The organism is Synechococcus sp. H55.11 (genome assembly GCF_047462475.1).
In the GTDB taxonomy this organism is placed as follows: Bacteria; Cyanobacteriota; Cyanobacteriia; order Thermostichales; family Thermostichaceae; genus Thermostichus.
This window is the reverse complement of the sequence record NZ_JANSJI010000248.1, coordinates 1-17,136: the sequence shown is the minus strand read 5'-3', so window position 1 is coordinate 17,136 and position 17,136 is coordinate 1. Positions and strand designations below refer to the sequence as shown.

General features: G+C 61.2%; 13 protein-coding genes. 7 read left to right on the top strand and 6 right to left on the bottom strand.

Translation table 11 applies throughout. The features are described 5' to 3' along the window. Positions 1 to 110 precede the first annotated feature (110 nt). Positions 111 to 578 (top strand): peroxiredoxin family protein, encoded by a 468-nt coding sequence (locus NW853_RS09955; protein ID WP_414334921.1) that lies wholly within the window; start codon positions 111 to 113, stop codon positions 576 to 578. On the opposite strand, the gene NW853_RS09950 is transcribed toward NW853_RS09955, so the two are convergent. Then, positions 575 to 3,010, bottom strand: a complete 2,436-nt coding sequence (locus NW853_RS09950) for a glycoside hydrolase family 31 protein (protein WP_414348932.1) — start codon at positions 3,008 to 3,010, stop codon at positions 575 to 577. The two genes, NW853_RS09955 and NW853_RS09950, sit on opposite strands and share 4 nt — an antisense overlap. A gap of 192 nt (positions 3,011 to 3,202) precedes the next feature. Here NW853_RS09950 and NW853_RS09945 point away from each other — a divergent pair, with 192 nt between their 5' ends. Further along, on the top strand, positions 3,203 to 4,291 hold the full coding sequence (locus NW853_RS09945; protein WP_414348931.1) for a PQQ-dependent sugar dehydrogenase: 1,089 nt from the start codon (positions 3,203 to 3,205) through the stop codon (positions 4,289 to 4,291). A 73-nt stretch (positions 4,292 to 4,364) separates the two neighbouring features. Here NW853_RS09945 and NW853_RS09940 read toward each other — a convergent pair whose 3' ends face one another. Then, positions 4,365 to 4,814: a hypothetical protein gene (locus NW853_RS09940; RefSeq protein ID WP_414348930.1), complete on the bottom strand. Its 450-nt coding sequence runs from the start codon at positions 4,812 to 4,814 to the stop codon at positions 4,365 to 4,367. Between the two features lie 284 nt (positions 4,815 to 5,098). Beyond that, positions 5,099 to 5,302 (bottom strand): photosystem II reaction center phosphoprotein PsbH, encoded by a 204-nt coding sequence (gene psbH, locus NW853_RS09935; protein ID WP_414331336.1) that lies wholly within the window; start codon positions 5,300 to 5,302, stop codon positions 5,099 to 5,101. A gap of 204 nt (positions 5,303 to 5,506) precedes the next feature. On the opposite strand from psbH, the gene psbN reads away from it, so the two are divergent. Together psbN and dapF are read left to right on the top strand one after the other, a co-directional pair. Continuing rightward, positions 5,507 to 5,638, top strand: coding sequence for a photosystem II reaction center protein PsbN (gene psbN, locus NW853_RS09930; RefSeq protein WP_011432995.1), 132 nt, complete (start codon positions 5,507 to 5,509; stop codon positions 5,636 to 5,638). A gap of 26 nt (positions 5,639 to 5,664) precedes the next feature. Further along, a complete protein-coding gene (gene dapF / locus NW853_RS09925) occupies positions 5,665 to 6,534 on the top strand; it encodes a diaminopimelate epimerase (protein WP_414334917.1) in 870 nt (289 codons plus the stop codon). Between the two features lie 6 nt (positions 6,535 to 6,540). On the opposite strand, the gene NW853_RS09920 is transcribed toward dapF, so the two are convergent. Together NW853_RS09920 and NW853_RS09915 are read right to left on the bottom strand one after the other, a co-directional pair. Next, entirely contained in the window at positions 6,541 to 7,185 is a 645-nt protein-coding gene (locus NW853_RS09920; RefSeq protein WP_414334916.1) for a hypothetical protein, read from the bottom strand. A 113-nt stretch (positions 7,186 to 7,298) separates the two neighbouring features. Further along, positions 7,299 to 7,814 carry a hypothetical protein gene (locus NW853_RS09915; RefSeq protein WP_414334915.1) on the bottom strand — a complete coding sequence of 172 codons (516 nt, stop codon included), beginning with the start codon at positions 7,812 to 7,814 and terminating at the stop codon, positions 7,299 to 7,301. Positions 7,815 to 8,079: 265 nt separating this feature from the next. On the opposite strand from NW853_RS09915, the gene pcrA reads away from it, so the two are divergent. The 3 genes from pcrA to NW853_RS09900 all read left to right on the top strand — a co-directional run bounded on the left by pcrA (position 8,080) and on the right by NW853_RS09900 (position 15,283). Further along, positions 8,080 to 10,425 (top strand): DNA helicase PcrA, encoded by a 2,346-nt coding sequence (gene pcrA, locus NW853_RS09910; protein WP_414348929.1) that lies wholly within the window; start codon positions 8,080 to 8,082, stop codon positions 10,423 to 10,425. Between the two features lie 418 nt (positions 10,426 to 10,843). Further along, entirely contained in the window at positions 10,844 to 12,061 is a 1,218-nt protein-coding gene (locus NW853_RS09905; RefSeq protein WP_414348928.1) for an efflux RND transporter periplasmic adaptor subunit, read from the top strand. A gap of 24 nt (positions 12,062 to 12,085) precedes the next feature. Further along, positions 12,086 to 15,283 (top strand): efflux RND transporter permease subunit, encoded by a 3,198-nt coding sequence (locus NW853_RS09900; protein ID WP_414348927.1) that lies wholly within the window; start codon positions 12,086 to 12,088, stop codon positions 15,281 to 15,283. A gap of 226 nt (positions 15,284 to 15,509) precedes the next feature. Here the strand turns inward: NW853_RS09900 and gndA are convergent, their stop codons facing one another. After that, on the bottom strand, positions 15,510 to 16,919 hold the full coding sequence (gndA, locus tag NW853_RS09895) for an NADP-dependent phosphogluconate dehydrogenase (protein WP_414334911.1): 1,410 nt from the start codon (positions 16,917 to 16,919) through the stop codon (positions 15,510 to 15,512). Positions 16,920 to 17,136 lie beyond the last annotated feature (217 nt).

Below are 17,136 nucleotides of genomic sequence, written 5' to 3'. Positions count from 1 at the left end.
TAACCCCCATAAACTCATCCCGTCAAGAGATAACTCAAAGTTTTTTCGGCGGAGAAGGGATCCGGATTCGCCGTTAGACTGGTGAGGGGATCTTGAGGTCGGATGGCTCTATGGGTATTGTGATTGGGACCGCAGCTCCTGACTTCAGCCTGCCTGCAGTGGGGAAAGGGATCCCAAAGGGGGCCCAGATTTCGCTGGGGGCCTATCGGGGCAAGAGCAAGGTGTTGCTGGCTTTTTACCCGGCGGACTTCTCGCCGGTGTGTACGAGCGAGATGCGCTGTTTTCGGGAGGATTGGGGAGCTTTTCGGGCAGCAGGGTGCGAGATCTTGGGGATTAGCAGTGATCCCGTCTCCAAGCACGAAGCCTTTGCCGAGCAGCTCAAGCTGGAGTTTCCTTTGCTGAGCGATGTGGACAGGAGGGTGAGCCAGCAATACGGGGTGGATAGTCTGCTGGGGATACGGCGGGCCTATTTTGTGGTGGATAGCCAAGGGATCCTGCGCTACCAGCATGTGGAGTGGCTGCCCATCTTCAAGCGGGACAACCGCGAGCTGCTGGAGGCGGTGAGGGCAGTTGACTAGGGGCGGGCTCTTTCTGGGCTGGACAGACAGATCTGCTGGGCCTGGCCGCTGTCGGGCAAGAGGAGGGGGGCCTGGCCAAGGGGCTCAAGGATCCAGGTGCGTTTGGGTGGGATCCAGCCACCGTGGCGGGGCTCGATCTCCAGGATGAGCTGGTTGGCCTGCTGGTGCAGGCGGAAGGTGGTGGTGGCCCACTGGCCGCTTGAGTAGGCGAGGGTTTGGCCGTCGTCTTCGTAGAGGGTGAAGCTGCCGTCACCGGGGTAGAGTTTAAGGCGCAGTTGGTCACGGCGCAGGTCGGTGGTGGACTGGCAGGGAGGAGCTAAGGGCAGGATAGAGCCGCTGCGCACAAAGAGAGGCAGTTGGTCAAGGGGGGCGGGGGCCAGCACATAGCCAGGGCCGCTGTGGGCCTGGCCTGTCCACCAGTCAAACCAGGTGCCCGCCGGGAGATAGACAGCGCGGCAGCGGATCCCCGGACGGACGACGGGGGCAGCTAGGAGGGCGGATCCCAGCATGGCTTGATCGGAGATCTCGTAGGTCTGGGGATCGTCAGGGAATTCGTAGAACAGGGGGCGCAGGATGGGGGAGCCGGTTTGGCTGGACTCCCAGAAGAGGCTGTAGAGGTAGGGCAACAGTTGATAACGCAGCTGGATGGCCTGTCGAGCAATGGCTTCCACCTCAGGGCCAAAGCTCCAGGGTTCGTGGGGGCGAGTTCCCTGAGCACTGTGGCCGCGCATGAGGGGATAGAGGAGCCCCATTTGCATCCAGCGGGCAAACAGTTCAGGAGTAGCGTTGCCCCCGAAGCCGCCGATGTCGGCGCCGACAAAGCTAACTCCCGACAGGCCCAGGTTGAGGAGCATGGGTAGGGACATCTCCAGATGTTCCCAGGAGGATTGGTTGTCTCCTGTCCAGACGGCAGCCCAGCGCTGGATCCCGGCAAAGCCGGAGCGGGTGAGGACAAAGGGGCGCTGGTTGGGGCAGAGCTGTTCTAGACCCTCGCGGGAGGCGCGGGCCATCAGGAGGCCATAGAGGTTGTGCACCTCGGCGTGGGTGGTGCGCTCTTCGGGGGATCCTTGGGGGGCGTCGGGGGGGATGTCCACAATTTGGCCCCCATCTCCAAAGGGGCGGTCGTTGAGGGCCGGCTCATTCATGTCGTTCCAGATGCCATCCACACCGGCTTGAGTGAGAACCCGCTGCCAGGATCCCCACCACTGCCGCACTGCGGGGCGCGAGAAATCGGGGAAGAGAACTTTGCCCGGCCAAACATAGCCGTGGAAGAGGTGGCCGTCGGCGCGGCGAATGAAGAAGTCTTGGGCCAGGCCCTCGTCAAAAACGGCGTAGTCGGCTTCGGGATCGAACTTGACGCCGGGATCCACAATGGCCACCACTCGAAAGCCGGCTTCATGCAGCCGGGCCGTGAGGCGGGCGGGATCGGGGAAGCGGCGGGGATCCCAGGTGAAGACGCGGTAGCCGCGCATGTAGTCGATATCCAGGTAGATGACGTCGCAGGGGATCTGGCGCTGGCGAAATTGCTCGGCAATGTTCTGTACTTGAGCAGCGCTGGCGTAGCTCCAGCGGCACTGCTGGTAGCCGAGGGCCCAGAGCGGAGGCAGGGGGGTTCGCCCGGTGAGTTGGGTGTAGGTCTGGAGCACCAAGGCGGGGGTAGGGCCGTAGATGAGGTAGTAGTCCAGCTCGGGGGCGCGCACTTCGATGGCCCACTGTTCAGGCTCCGCCTGGCCCAGGTCGAACTGGCTCCAGTGGGTGCAGTGCAGGAAGAGGCCGTAGCAGAGGCCAGGGCGGAGGAGCAAGGCAAAGGGAATGGCCAGATAGAGGTTGTCACTGTGGGCGTCGTAGCCCCAGCAGTCGCGGGTCCAGTGGCTGTAGCGCCGGCCCCGCTTGTTGAGCAGCCCAGCCCGTTCTCCCAGGCCGTAGATGTGCTCGGCGGGGTGGAGGGATTTAACCAGGCGGATGCTCTCGGATCCCCAACTGAGGCCCCCAGAGATATCGGCACAAAAGACCTGGCCCTGGGGATCGCGAAAGCTGAAGCAGAGGGGATCCCGGTCGATCTGCAGTTGCACCAGAGAAGTGCTGAGGTGAACTTGGGTGGGGCTTTCCTGCAGCTCAAAAGGAGCCGGCGGCCACTCTTCATCCGCCAGAGCCACATCCCAAGAACGACGGGGCAAAAACTCGCCACTGGGGCTAAAGCGCAGCCGCAGCAGACGAGGGGTGAGCACCTGCACAGACCAGCAGCCCTGAGTACAGAGGAGACGGATCCCCCTGGGATGGGCCTGAAGTTCCTGCAGGGATCCACAGGTTTGCCTCTGGGGCTGGCCGAAGATCTCGCTAGCTTCCAGCATGGTTTGGGGGCAGATGCTGCCCTCAAGGCTAACCCAAGGCCGCAAGGGAGCAGGCAGCTCCCCACTCTTGTGCGCAGCCAACTCTGCTCCCATCGGTACATCTTTTTAGAAGAGCAGCAGCAATGATTGGCTAGCTCAAACCTCAAAATCCATCGCGAAAACGAGGTGGCAATGGCTCTGAGGATCCCGGCGATAAAACTTCTCCCCTCGCTGTTGCTTTTGGGGGGGTTGTCCGCCCCTGTTGGGGCCTACCCGGTCAGACCGGAAACGGTCATGTCTCTGCAACAGGGGGATCACGCCCAAGCTCTGCCCAGAGCCAGGACAGAGCAGCGCTTCCAGGTCGTGACGTTGGCAACCGGGTTGGAGCATCCTTGGGGGATGGCGTTTCTGCCAGACGGAACCATCCTGGTGACCGAACGTCCGGGCCGGCTGCGCCGAGTTACCGAGCAGGGGTTGGATCCCCAGCCCATCGCTGGGGTGCCAGAGGTGTTTGCCCGCGGCCAGGGAGGGCTGCTGGATATTGCCTTGCACCCCAACTACGCAGAGAACGGCTGGATCTACTTGTCCTATGCAGCTCCTGGGCCAGGCGGCGGGGGGACGCGAGTGGCGCGGGCCCGCCTGGGAGAAAGAGGACTCCAGGATCTGGAAGTGATTTTTGACATGGAGCGCAAAACCCCTGCCCAACAGCACTTCGGCTCCCGCCTGGCCTTTGACAAAGAAGGGTTTCTCTACATCAGCACCGGCGACCGCGGCGAGCGGGATCGGGCCCAGGATCTGGGGGATGCTGCCGGCAAGGTGTTGCGCCTTACTGACACGGGCGGGATCCCGGCGGACAATCCTTTTGTGAATCAAGCGGGGGCTTTGCCGGAAATTTTTACCTATGGCAACCGCAACATTCAGGGAATGGCCCGCCACCCCGAGACAGGGGCCATTTGGACGCACGAACATGGGCCGCAAGGGGGGGACGAGATCAACATCTTGGCCCCCGGCGTCAACTACGGCTGGCCCCTGATTACCCATGGTCGGGAGTACAGCGGCGAACCGGTCGGCCAAGGACTGGCGGCAGCTCCTGGATTGGCTTCGCCGCTGCTGCACTGGACGCCCTCCATTGCCCCTTCCGGCATGGCCTTTTATACAGGAGATGCCTTCCCTGAATGGCGAGGCAACTTATTCGTGGGGGCTTTGGCGGGACAGCATTTGGCGCGTTTGGTACTAGATGGGGATCGCGTTGTGGCAGAAGAGCGCCTGCTGCAAGGGGCGGTGGGTCGCATCCGGGATGTGCGCCAGGGGCCGGATGGCTTGCTCTACTTGTTGACCGATGCCCCCAACGGATCCCTGTTGCGCTTGGAGCCAAGCTCTTGATTGGGGTTAAGCTACATGGCCCTAGTCCTGTGGGATTAGCCCCAGCAGAGTTTCCTAACTCCCACTGCCGCTACTACAAGAACTTGACATCTTGCTCAATGGGGAGTGGCTCTCCTGTTTGGGCATCTGTATTTTGGCAGGCAAAGCACTCCTCTGGAGTTAGCCTAATAACCTGCCCTGGAGCCGGCAGAAGGAACATCCTTAGCTCTTTGGTTGGGATCAGGACAGTTTTGCCATTTGGGGCCTTGCGCTTGTGTTTTTCGTCGGCGAAGGTTCTGACAACGCAAGATATGGGATAGTAGTCGCCGTTTTGGAGCTTAGCTTCCAAAAGCGCTCTCCAGTAAGGGCTGTATCCGAAAATCCACTGACCCTTAGAAAACTTGAGATCGAATGCTTGACTCCAAATTCTGCTGTAAAAAGTGATAATCGATGTCCTGACTTTGTAGGCTCCTGTTATCTCCTCCAAGTGAGATAAAAACTCGCCGGCAGTCAATGCTTGAGGAGGATTGGCAAAGGGACTCATGAAGCATCTCCTGGCTTTTGGTTACAGGCAGGGGATACCTGGGTCTTCCCAGTCTACCCAAATCGAAACACCTGCCCAGCGGCCAGGAGTCTGTTAGAAGCTGTCCGTCCTCGTTGTCGATAGCCCGTGGCTCCCCATCAAAGGCAGGGGAGCCTGTAGATAGAAGCAGCACTCAGGAGGAGAAGCTGGGGATCCGTCTGCTGAAAACTGGTGCCGGCTGGGACACAAAAACCTCTCGATACCGGCATTTTTTCAGAAACAGCGCCAACGGTAGCCAAAGGTGCTCAAAAGCTGAGGCTCTCCCAAGAGACGTTGATGTCTTCCAAGAGCAGCGACTTGTTGTAGATCTGCAGAATGATCAACAAAAAGACGGCGAACAGAGCCATGAAGACCGCCATCAGGGGCGTGGTGCCCCAGCCAGGGGCCACTTTGCCGTATTCCGAGTTGAGGGGACGCAGCAGATCGCCCAGTTTGGTACGAATGGCCATAGGTTCTCGCGATAGGTCAAAGACAGGACAGGATGGATTTATCAAGTTGGGAGTGATCAGGGCGGCGGAGCGCTGCTGCTCAGCACCGTCAAGACAGCCGCCCCCTAAAATCAGGCTATCAGAATCTGGCCGAACCCTTTTGTCTCAGGCAATGAATTGTAAACTTGTGTAATACTATAGTCGAATACCCTCAGGATCGAAGATATGGAGCCCACCTTTTCCCTGATTGTGGCGATCGCGGCAGTTACCATCTGCATCACCGCGTTTGCCATCTACACGGCCTTTGGCCCCCCTTCTAAGGACTTGCAGGATCCCTACGAGATGCACGAGGATTGAAGCCGGTTGTTTTGCGGTTCCGCTGCATGCCTGTTCGTTTGCCCTCCCGTCTCTCTTTCCACAAATACCAGGGGCTAGGGAACGACTTTATCTTGGTGGACAACCGCCACCAGCCGCAGCCCTGCCTGACGCCTGAGGAAGCCGTTGCCCTCTGCAACCGCCGCTTTGGCGTGGGGGCAGATGGGGTTATCTTTCTGCTGCCGGGGCAGGAGGGGGCCGACTTCAGCATGCGCCTGTTCAACAGCGACGGCTCGGAGCCGGAGATGTGCGGCAACGGGATCCGCTGCTTGGCCCGCTTTTTGCAGGATCTGGGGATCCCTGGCCGAGACGGTGCCTACCCGATCCACACCTTGGCGGGGCGGATCGTGCCGCGGGTGCAGCCAAATGGCCTGGTGACGGTGGACATGGGGATCCCTCGCCTCTTGGCCGGGCAAGTCCCCACCACTTTGGCCAAACCGGATGCCAAGGTGATTCGGCAACCGCTCCCGGTGGCCGGGCGGGAGTGGCCGGTGACGGCGGTGAGCATGGGCAACCCCCATTGTGTGGTCTTCTTGGAAGAAGAGGGATCCCTGGAGGAGCTGGACTTGGAAAGGGTAGGCCCCCTGTTTGAGCATCACCCAGCCTTTCCCGAGCGCACCAACACCGAATTTGTGCAGGTGCTCGGCCCCAACCGCCTGCGGCTGCGGGTTTGGGAGCGGGGGGCAGGGGCGACGCTGGCCTGTGGGACAGGCGCCTGTGCCGCCCTGGTGGCCGCCGTTTTGGAAGAGCGGGCCGAGCCCCAAGCCACGGTAGAGCTGCCGGGAGGCAATCTGGAGATTCGCTGGGATCCCGATACCCAACACGTATGGATGACCGGGCCGGCCCTGCCTGTTTTCAGCGGCACCACGGCCGAGTGAGAGATCTCAGGCTCCCAAGCCCAGCAAGAGAAAGGCCAGCAGGGCGAGGATCCCGCGGGCAAGGCTCCAGCCCTGCCGCCAGATCAGCGCCACCGCCAGGCCCAGCAAGACCAACCCCAGCCCCAGACCAAAGCGGAGAAACAGGGGGTGCACCCATTGGTTGAGGGAGCGTTTGAGCCAGGGGAAGAACACCCCCAAGGCGAAGGCCAGCCCCACCGGGATCCAGTCGATCCAACCCGTCCGCTCCCAGCCCCCCACCAGGTAGAAGCCGGCCAGGCAAAGGCCTAGGCAGAAAAACAGCACGCGCCTGCCGGGATAGTCTTGTCGGTAGCTGGAAGCAAGACTGCGGGGCTCCTTGGGATGGGCCAAGACCAATGGCTCTACGGCGAAGCTTTCGCTCCACTCCGGTGCCTCATCCATTTGCCCGCGGCACCAGAGGTAAACGTTGACTTTTCGCAACCCCTGCAGCAGCGAGGCTTCCACGGCGTTGCGCACCACCTCCATCACCTGCAGGGTATCCACCACATCGCCGGGCAGCCGTTCCAGCAACACATTCAGCACCTGACCCTTCAGCTCCGCGCGGCCAAACAGCCGCAAATCGGCCAGCTTGTAGTCGAGGATTTGGTTTAAGGTCTTGAGCTGGCGACGCATGGGATCCCGGCACCAAGCCGTCTGACAGGTTTGCTCTCAAGTTTGCACATGACTTCGCTAGAACCAGTTTAGCGGTTGGGGAGGAAGCAACGGAAAAGCGGGATCCAGGGCAATCAAGTGCGCGTGCGAATGCACTGACGAATGCTGAGGTTGGACTGGTCCAGGTTGGCGAACCCGCCCAGGAGGGTGCCTTGGTTGTCCAAAAGCAGCAAGGCGGCCTGGCGGCGAAAATCGATCCCCGGCAGCACCTCGGCAGCCACCTCCTGCAGCCTCTGGATGGTTGCTCCCTCAAAATCGACGGAGACATAGACAAACGGAGAAACCAAGCGCGGATCCGTGGGCGCGCTCTCGCGGATGGCCTGTAAAACCAGGTTTCGCACCAGCAACAGCCCTCTGCCATCGACCAACACGATCTGGCGCAGCCGAGGGTTTTGCCCAAACTCCAGGGCCAAGCTTTTGGAAAGAGCTTCCGCTTGGGAGCGGGTTTGGCTGTTGGTCAAGATCACGGCCTGAATGCCGTCGTACTGACTTAAGTCGAGCCGATCCCCGGAAACGCTTTCCAGCTTGAGGTCAAGAGAGGCTTGGGGGTTGCCGCTGCTGGGGCAGTTGCCGGCTTGAGCTGGAGCCAACGGGCCCGCGGAGAGGAGAGCAAAGGTAGCAACCCCCAAAGCGACCAGTCTTTTTGGAAAGCCAAGCGGGCAGCAATTAGGTGGGGCCCCGCAACTAAGCAAAACTCGTTTCATAGCAGCAAGTTCTGGGGTGAGCTGGCCAAATCTTAACCAATCTTCATCTTTAGCTTTGGCGCTCTAGAGTACCTTTTGGGCTTCCCAAGCCTGTTGGGTTGCCAGCCAGCCTGCGCCCATAATGGAAAGCAGTTTCTCGTTGGCGGCAGATATGACTTCTGGCTCCTTGTTGGATGGCCTCAATCCTTCTCAACGCCAAGCGGTGCAACACTTTTGCGGCCCTTTGCTGGTGGTGGCGGGGGCAGGTTCCGGCAAGACGCGCACCCTCGCCTATCGCATCGCCCACCTCATCCGCCACTATCGGGTGGATCCGGGGGAGATTTTGGCCGTGACCTTCACCAACAAGGCCGCCCGCGAAATGAAAGAGCGCATCGAGCAGCTCTTTGCCCAGCAGGAGGCCCAGGAGCAGTTTGGGATCCCCTTGGAGCAACTGGAGCCGGCCCAGGCGACGCGGCTGAAATCGGCGGTTTACCGCCGCTGGATTAAACCCCTTTGGATTGGTACGTTCCACAGCCTATTTGCCCAGATCCTGCGCCTGGAGATTGAAAAATACCAGGATCCCAAGGGACGCAAGTGGACTCGTAACTTCTCGATTTTCGATGAATCGGACGCCCAATCCCTGGTTAAAGAGATTGTAACTAAGCAACTCAACTTAGATGAGCGCAAGTTCGATCCAAGATCGGTGCGCTACGCCATTAGCAATGCCAAAAACCAGGGTTGGACTCCTCGCGATTTAGAGCGCCACCAGCCCAACTTCCGAGGCCGCATCCTCGCTCAGGTTTACGAGCTCTACGAAGATCAACTGGCGGCCAACAATGCCCTCGATTTCGACAACTTAATTTGGATCCCGGTGCAGCTTTTTCGTCAAAATGAGCAGGTCTTGGCCTACTGGCACCAGCACTTTCGGCACATCTTGGTGGACGAATACCAAGATACCAACCGCACCCAGTACGAGCTGATCCGGCTGCTGGCAACCAACAGCGAGACCCGCCGCTCCGAGTGGGACTGGACCAATCGCTCCCTCTTTGTGGTGGGCGATGCGGATCAAAGCATCTATCGCTTTCGGGGGGCTGATTTCACCATTTTGCTGGAGTTTCAAGAGACCTTTGGCGATGGCCTGCCGGACGACGATACCCGCACCCTGATCAAATTGGAAGAAAACTATCGCTCCACCGCCACGATTTTGCAGGCGGCCAATACCCTCATCGAGAAAAACACCGAGCGCATTGACAAGGTTCTCCGGCCAACGCGCCATCAGGGCAGTTTTATCATCTGCCATCAGGCCGAAGATGAGATGGCCGAGGCTGAGTTTGTGGTCAACGCCATCCGACGATTACACGGCCAAAATCCCAACTCTTCCTGGGGAAATTTTGCCATTCTCTACCGCACCAACGCCCAATCTCGCCCCTTTGAAGAGGTTTTGCTGCGGTGGGGGATCCCTTACACGGTGGTGGGCGGGCTGCGATTTTACGATCGCAAAGAGATTAAGGATGTGCTGGCCTATTTGCGGGTTGTGCTCAACCCTGCCGATTCTTTTAGCCTGTTGCGCATTATCAATGTGCCGCGGCGGGGTATCGGCAAATCGACTCTGGACAAGCTAACCGAAGCGGCGGCTGCCTTAAATGTACCCCTGTGGACTATCCTCAGCGACGAGGCTTCTGTCACCAACCTGGTGGGGCGTTCGGCCAAGCCGGTTCTTCAGTTTGCCGAGCTTATCCAGCATTGGCACAGACAGATGGCCCAGGTTTCGGCTGCCGCCCTCCTGGAGGGGCTGCTGCGGGATTGCGGCTATCTGGAAGATCTCAAGGCCCAGGGCACAGAAGAGGCCGAGGAAAGGATCGCCAACGTGATGGAACTCTACAACGCGGCCCGCCAATTTGAAGAAGAACAGGAGGATCCCAGCCTTGAGGCTTTCTTGAGCAATGTGTCTTTGGCTTCCGATTTGGACAACCTTCAGGAGGGAGCTGAGAAAGTTTCGTTAATGACGTTGCACGCTTCCAAAGGGCTGGAGTTCCCGGTGGTGTTTTTGGTGGGGTTGGAACAGGGCCTATTTCCCAATTTTCGCGCCCTGGAGGATCCCGCTGCTTTGGAAGAGGAACGGCGCCTCTGCTACGTGGGCATCACCCGCGCCCGCGAGCAATTGTTTCTCTGCCACGCCAGCGAGCGGCGGCTCTACGGCAACCGGGAACCAGCTATTCCCTCTCTATTTTTAAGCGAGCTGCCCCAAGAGCTAATCCAATGGGAGAGAGGCAGGGGGCTTTCGTTCTCCGCCGACAACGCGGCTGCGGCCACGCCCAAAGCAAAGGCTGCTCGCCGCCAAAGCCGTTCCTCCCAGTGGGCAGTTGGGGATCGCCTGCAACATCCCCAATTCGGACAGGGGCAAATTACCCACGTGTTCGGCAGCGGCGAACGGATCACCCTGGCGGTGAGGTTTCCCGCCATCGGCCAGCAGAAAATCTTGGATCCCCGCATCGCGCCCATTCAAAAGCTCAGCTAGCTAGCTGGGCCCGAAACCGCTTTGGAGATGGATGGCGTAGCGGTATGGGTCTCATCCTTTTTGTAGGTGCCTTCATCTCGCCCAGAACTTGCTTGGAATAGGGCGGGTTGGCAGGGATCCCTTTTGTCGTGTAGAAATGTGAAGGCTTGCTAGGGCAAGGCCCCTGAAAAGATCACAAGGCCGACCATCCGGGTTTGAACCCTTTCCCCAGGTGGGCAGTCTAGCCGGATGGGCCGTCGTTTTTGGGTTGTGAGGCGGGCTTGTTCTCTTCGAGGGCAGTTACAGCGGGCAAGCGAGTGGTAGGTGGCTGATGCGCTGCAGCAAAAGGGGAGCTAGGCTACTCATCCTGCCGGCAGGACAGAGCTCCGGCTCGGCAAGGCAACTCCCTCTAGCTTTTGCCTTCGCTCTGGCGTTGCTTGTGGGCGTTCCCGGCTCTGTCGCCTATACCCAGATGGTTTGGGCCCAGCGTCCGGTGGAAGGCGGCGGCCAAGGTAGGGCGCCGCGCCCTGTCTCGGTGGATGTGGCCACAGCCCAGGTGGGATCCCTGGGGGCCGACTTGCGCTACACCGGCACCACCCAGCCCCTGCGGCAGGCGACGCTGCGCACCCGGATCGAGGGGCTGTTGCTACAGCTAGCGGTGGATGTCGGGGATCCGGTGCAAGCGGGGCAACTGCTGGGTCAGTTGGATCCCACCCTGCTGCAGGCGGCTCTGCTGCAGGCCCAATCGCAACTGGCGGCGCAGGAATCTCAGGTGGCCCAGGCGCAGGCGCAACTGAGCAATGCCCGCACCCAAGTGGAGCAGGCCCGCCTGAACCTTTTGCAACTGGAGGCCGATGCCGAACGCCTAGGACAACTGGCGCAAGAGGGAGCTGTTTCCGCCCAACAGGCGGAACAAGCCCGCACCGCCGCCCGCACGGCTGCTCAGGCCTTGCGCTCGGCAGAGGAACAGGTACGTGTCCAAGAGCAAGCGGTGATCGCTGCCCAGCGCCAGGTGGACGCCCAGGGATCCCTGGTGGCCCAGGCCCAGGAGCGCCTTTCCTACACCCAACTGCGCTCGCCCCTGACGGGGGTGGTGCTCTCCCGGCAGGCGGATCCGGGCGCTTTTTTGAACGCGGGGGCAGACGTGCTGACGGTGGCCGATTTCAGCCAGGTGAGGGTGGAGTTTCCCCTTTCTGAATTGGAGCTGGCGCGGGTGCAGGTGGGCCAAGCCGTTCAGGTGGAATTGGACGCCTTTCCTGGCCAACGCTTCGCTGGACAAATTGCCCGCATCTCCCCGGCTGCCGATCCCCAGGCCCGCCTGATCCCGGTTGAAGTGGTGATCCCCAACCCCGGCGGCCGCATCGGCAGTGGCTTGTTGGCCCGAGTGGAGCTGACCAGGCCGCAGGCGCAGCGGGTGATCGTGCCAGCCACAGCAATTCAACAGAACGAGCCGGGTGCAGCCCTGGTCTTTGTGGTGGAGCGGCAGGGGGAAACGGCGCGGGTGTTGGCCCGCCCGGTGCAACTGGGAGCACAGCGGGATGGCCAGGTGGAGATCGTGTCGGGATTGGAAGCTGGCGAGCCGTTTGTGGTGCGCAGCGCTGCCCCTTTGCAAGATGGGCAGGAAGTGCAGCTAAGTGTCCTCTCGGAACGATTCTAAACGTTTATCAAAGGAGCTACGCCCATGACCCCAGCCCCGAGCGGACTCAGCCTCAGCGGCCTGGCCATCCGCCGCCACATTGGCACCCTGATGCTGGCTTTGGCGGCGATCGTCATGGGCTTCTATTTCCTCACCCGCCTGCCGGTGGATCTGTTGCCCTCGATTGTCTATCCCCGCATTGGCGTGCGGGTGGAGCTGGCGGGAGTAACCCCAGAGGTGGCCGTCGAGGAGATTACCCGCCCTCTGGAAGACTCGCTTTCCACTGTGGAAGGGGTGGAACAGATCTATTCCACCACCCGCGAAGGGCAAGTCCGGGTGGATCTCTTCTTTGCGCCGGGGGGCAACATCGATCAAGCCCTCAACGACACCACGGCGGCGGTGAACCGAGCCAGAGGACGGCTGCCGGATGGGGTTTCGGCTCCCACGGTGTTTAAGTTTGACCCTTCCCAGTTGCCCGTTTATGAGTTTGCCCTGAACGCGCCCGGGCTGACGGATGTGGAGCTGCGCCGCTTTGCCGAGGAAGAGTTGGCCCGCGAGTTGGGCGTGGTGCCGGGGGTGGCCACGGTGGATGTGGCCGGGGGCACTCTCGAAGAGGTGCAGGTGGATCTGGATGTGGAGCGGCTGCAGGCATTGGGGCTGGGCCTGACGGATGTGCTCGGCCAACTGCAGGCCCGCAACCAGGATCTTGCCGGGGGACGGATCCGCGGCGAGCTAGTGGAGCCTTTGACGCGCACAATAGGCCGGTTCCGCAGCCCGGAAGATATTCAAGCGCTGCGCTTCAACACCCCCAGTGGAGGGACGGTGCGCCTAACAGACTTTGCCACGGTGGCCGTGCGCCCTGCTGCCGAGGGGGTGCGGGTGACCTTGAATGGAGAGCCGGCTGTGCGCCTGAGCATTCAAAAGCAGCCGGATGCCAACACCATCCGCGTGGTGGACGGGATCCGTCGCCGCCTGGAACAACTGCGGGCCGCCGGCCTCATTCCGCCGCAAGTAACCCTGATCCCCACCAGCGACGAGTCCCGCTTCATCCGCAGCTCGATTCAAAGTGTGGCTCTTGCCGGCTTGAGCGGGGCGGTGCTGGCCGGGCTGGCGGTGTTGCTGTTTTTGGGATCCCTGCGCCAAACCCTGATCGTGGTGACCGCCATTCCCCTGGCCACCCTGGCGGCAGTGCTGCTGATGGGCCTGTTCGGCCTTTCCATCAATATCATCAGCCTGGGAGGGCTGGCCCTGGGGGTGGGGATCGTGGTGGACAACGCCATCGTGATGTTGGAAAACATCGCCAAAGGAACAGAAGGGATCCCACGGCAGGACGCCCGTTGGTTTGGGCAGCGGGTGCTGGAGCAAGCGGAGCGCAGCAGCCGCCAGTTGGAATCGGCCCTGGTGGCCTCCACGGCCACCAACCTGGTGTCGGTGTTGCCCTTCTTGCTGGTGGGAGGTTTTGTTTCGCTGATTTTCAACGAGCTGATTTTGACCATCAGCTTTGCCGTGGCCGGATCCCTGGTGGTGGGCCTGACGGTGGTGCCGATGCTCACCTCTCGCCTGTTGACGATCCGCCGCAGCAGTGGGCTGTGCCACTGGGGCCCGATCCGCAGCTTTGGGCGGGGGATCCTGGGTGGCACCTATGCCTATCGACGGCTGCTGAGCCGCTTGTTGCGGCGACCGGCGCTGCCTATCCTGCTGGCTTTTCTCCTCCTGGGCGGGGGCAGCTATTGGATGGCCGGGCAACTGAACCAAGAGCTTCTGCCCCGCATCGCCACCGGGCAGGTGAACCTGTCTGCCAACTTTGCCCCCGGCACCACTCTGGAGACCAACCACCGCATCATGCAGGCGGTGGATCGCCTTTTGCTAGAGCAACCTGAGGTGGAGTATGCGTTCACCACGGCAGGCGGATCCGCCTTTGGGGGCAGCACTGTTGAGAACCCCCTGCGGGGCACCAGCACCATCACCCTCAAGCCCGGCACCGACGTGGGACGTTTCGTGGATCGGGTGAACGGGTTGATAGGCCAACTGAACTTGGTGGGATCCCGCATCCGCGTGTTTCCGGGCAGCGTCCGCGGCCTTTCCGCCCGCAATTCTGCCGTCAATGCCGAAGTGGACGTGGTGCTCCAAGGGGAGGCCACTCAGGCGCTTCAAGAGGCTAGCCGCAGGGTGTTGCGGGCCTTGGACGAGCAGGCTACCCTCTCCACCTTCCGCCCTGATGCCGACGATAGCCAGCCGGAGCTCCAGATTTGGCCGGATTGGGAGCGGGCCGCTCCCCTGCGCCTCAGCCTTCAGGACATAGGCCGGGTGGTGCAGACGGCGGTGCAGGGATCCGTGCCCATCCAATTGCAGCAGGGCAGCCGCCTTCTGGATGTGCGGGTTCGCCTGGCCACGCCCATCACCCAGCCTTCGCAACTGGAGCGCCTGCCCTTGGCTGTGCAGAATGGCCAGCCGCTGCGCTTGGGGGATGTGGCCAGGTTGCAGATGGGGGAGGCCCCCGGGGAAATTCGCCGCCTCAACCAACGGCAGGTGGTCATTTTGAACGGCAGCCTCAGGGCCGGAGCCAACCAGAGCGCTGCTGTCGCCGAGGTGGATGAGATCCTGTCGGGCCTGGAACTGCCTGCCGGCGTGACCCGCCTGCCCAGCGTGGCCTTGGAAAACAACCGGGAGCTGCGCAACAACCTGCTGCTGCTGGGATCCCTGGCAGCTTTTTTGGTGTTTGTGGTGATGGCGGTGCAGTATAACTCCCTCCTCGACCCGCTGGTGATCATGCTGACGGTGCCTTTGGCCCTCTCCGGCGGCATCCTGGGCCTGTTCCTCACCCGCACGGCAGTGGGGGCTACGGTGCTGGTGGGGGCGGTGCTGCTGGTGGGCATTGTGGTCAACAACGCCATCTTGATGGTGGAGCTGGCCAACCAAATTCGAGAGGAACAGGGCTTGGATTATCGCAGCGCCATGCTAGAGGCTGCCCCGCAGCGGCTGCGCCCGATCCTGATGACCACAGTGACGACGGTGCTGGGCCTGTTCCCCCTGGCGTTGGGCTGGGGAGAGGGATCCGAGCTGCTGCAACCGCTGGGGGTTGTGGTTTTTTCCGGCCTTTCTTTGGCGACGCTGCTGACCTTGGTGGTGATCCCTTGCTTCTACGTGCTGCTGCATAGAGGGGGAAGCAAAACCTCAACTCCCCCTTTTCCCAAGCTGGCGGTTGTCCCACCCGCGGCTTTGTCCGAGACTGCTGGTCAGTAGCTGGGATTGGCACTGTTAATCGCCGCTTGGAGATGTTTCGCAGCGAGGGATCCCTGGGGGCACCCACTGCTTTGCCGGTGGCCAAGGGGATTACGCCCTGCGCCTCGCCTTCAGCTACCAACCGGAAGAGCGCATCCTCAGCAGCATCCAGGTCATCGGAGAACACCTGCACAAACTCATGGACCAACGCTGACAGATCCCAGGCCAGAGGGAGATCCCAAGACTTCTAGGGATTCCAGGCGTGGTGGAAAACCCCCGGCCTGTCGATGCGCTCAAAGGTGTGGGCCCCGAAGAAGTCCCGCTGGGCCTGGGTGAGGTTCTGGGGCAGGTCGGCGGTGCGGTAGCTGTCGTAGTAGGCCAAGGAGGCGCTGATGGCTGGGATCGGGATCCCCAGGGCTGCCGCCGTGGCCACCACCCGCCGCCAGGAGCCCTGTCGCTCCTGGATCGCCTGCTTGAACTCCTCATCCAAAAGTAGGTTCACCAGCTCTGGATCCCGTTTGTAGGCTGATTGGATCTCGCCCAGAAAGCGGGCGCGGATGATACAGCCCCCTTTCCAAATCCGCGGGATCTCGCTGAAGGTATAGACATAGCCGTGGGCAACGGTGGCTTGCCTGAGCAGCGCCATCCCCTGGGCATAGGAACAGATCTTGGAACAATAGAGGGCGGCACGCAGATCTTCAAGGAAGCAGTCGGGATCCCCTTCAAAAGTTGCATCGGGCCCTTTCAACTGAGCAGAGGCAGCCACCCGCTCCTCTTTCAGCGACGAGAGGATGCGAGCTTGCACCGCCGCTTCGATGGTGGGCACCGGCACCCCCAAATCCAGGGCATCCTTGACCGTCCACAAGCCCGTACCCTTCTGCCCCGCCTTGTCCAAAATCAGATCCACCAGCGGCTTGCCCGTCTCCGGATCCAGCGTTCCCAAAATCTTGGCGGTAATCTCAATCAAAAACGACTCCAGCTCCGTCTCGTTCCAGGCCTGAAAAATCTCCTGCATCTGCGAGGCCGTCAGCTTCAAGCCCCGGCGCATCAAGTCATAAACCTCGGCGATCAGTTGCATATCGCCATATTCGATGCCGTTGTGCACCATCTTCACGTAGTGCCCGCCCCCTTTGGGCCCCAGGTAGGTAACGCAGGGGCCATCCGCCACTTGAGCGGCAATTTTGCTCAGGATGGGCTCCAGTTGGCGATAGGCTTCCGGGCTGCAGCCGGGCATGAGGCTGGGGCCGTTGAGGGCGCCCTCTTCGCCGCCGCTCACCCCCATGCCGACAAAGTGGATCCCGGTGGACTCCAGAGCCTCGGCGCGGCGATCCGTATCGGTGTAGAGGGAGTTGCCGCCATCGATGAGGATGTCTCCCGGCTCCAGCAGCGGCTTCAGCTCGTCGATCACCGCGTCTACCGGCGGGCCCGCCTTGACCATGATCAGGATTTTGCGGGGCCGCTCCATCATCTGCACCAATTCCGGCAGGCTGTAGGCAGGGGTGACCTGTTTGCCTTGGGCTCGCTCCCGCATGAACTGGTCGGTTTTGGAGCCGGTGCGGTTGTAGACGGCAACCGGAAAGCCGTTGCGCTCGACGTTGAGGGCCAGGTTTTCCCCCATCACCGCCAGGCCGATCACCGCAAAGCTAGGCTTGCTCATGGTTGGGGCACTATCGACACCTCACCCAATCTAGAGGTCGATCCGACCAACCGGGCTCAGGGATCCTGTTTTCTTCACTTTTGCCGGAGTGTAGGCTCAAGGACTCTCCGGATTTCCCATCCTTGCAGAGGAAGCACGTTCGAGATAGCTGCTGCCTCTGTGGCAACTGGATCAGCTAGAAACCACAGGAGCCCCGCCCTGTACCCGTAGGGTCAGG

Excerpts from the sequence above, each read along its gene's own strand:
- NW853_RS09955 (WP_414334921.1), top strand. The coding sequence starts at position 111 with ATGGGTATTGTGATTGGGACCGCAGCTCCTGACTTCAGCCTGCCTGCA.
- NW853_RS09945 (WP_414348931.1), top strand. The coding sequence starts at position 3,203 with ATGTCTCTGCAACAGGGGGATCACGCCCAAGCTCTGCCCAGAGCCAGG.
- NW853_RS09940 (WP_414348930.1), bottom strand. The coding sequence starts at position 4,814 with ATGAGTCCCTTTGCCAATCCTCCTCAAGCATTGACTGCCGGCGAGTTT.
- psbH (WP_414331336.1), bottom strand. The coding sequence starts at position 5,302 with ATGGCCATTCGTACCAAACTGGGCGATCTGCTGCGTCCCCTCAACTCG.
- psbN (WP_011432995.1), top strand. The coding sequence starts at position 5,507 with ATGGAGCCCACCTTTTCCCTGATTGTGGCGATCGCGGCAGTTACCATC.
- dapF (WP_414334917.1), top strand. The coding sequence starts at position 5,665 with ATGCCTGTTCGTTTGCCCTCCCGTCTCTCTTTCCACAAATACCAGGGG.
- NW853_RS09920 (WP_414334916.1), bottom strand. The coding sequence starts at position 7,185 with ATGCGTCGCCAGCTCAAGACCTTAAACCAAATCCTCGACTACAAGCTG.
- pcrA (WP_414348929.1), top strand. The coding sequence starts at position 8,080 with ATGACTTCTGGCTCCTTGTTGGATGGCCTCAATCCTTCTCAACGCCAA.
- NW853_RS09900 (WP_414348927.1), top strand. The coding sequence starts at position 12,086 with ATGACCCCAGCCCCGAGCGGACTCAGCCTCAGCGGCCTGGCCATCCGC.
- gndA (WP_414334911.1), bottom strand. The coding sequence starts at position 16,919 with ATGAGCAAGCCTAGCTTTGCGGTGATCGGCCTGGCGGTGATGGGGGAA.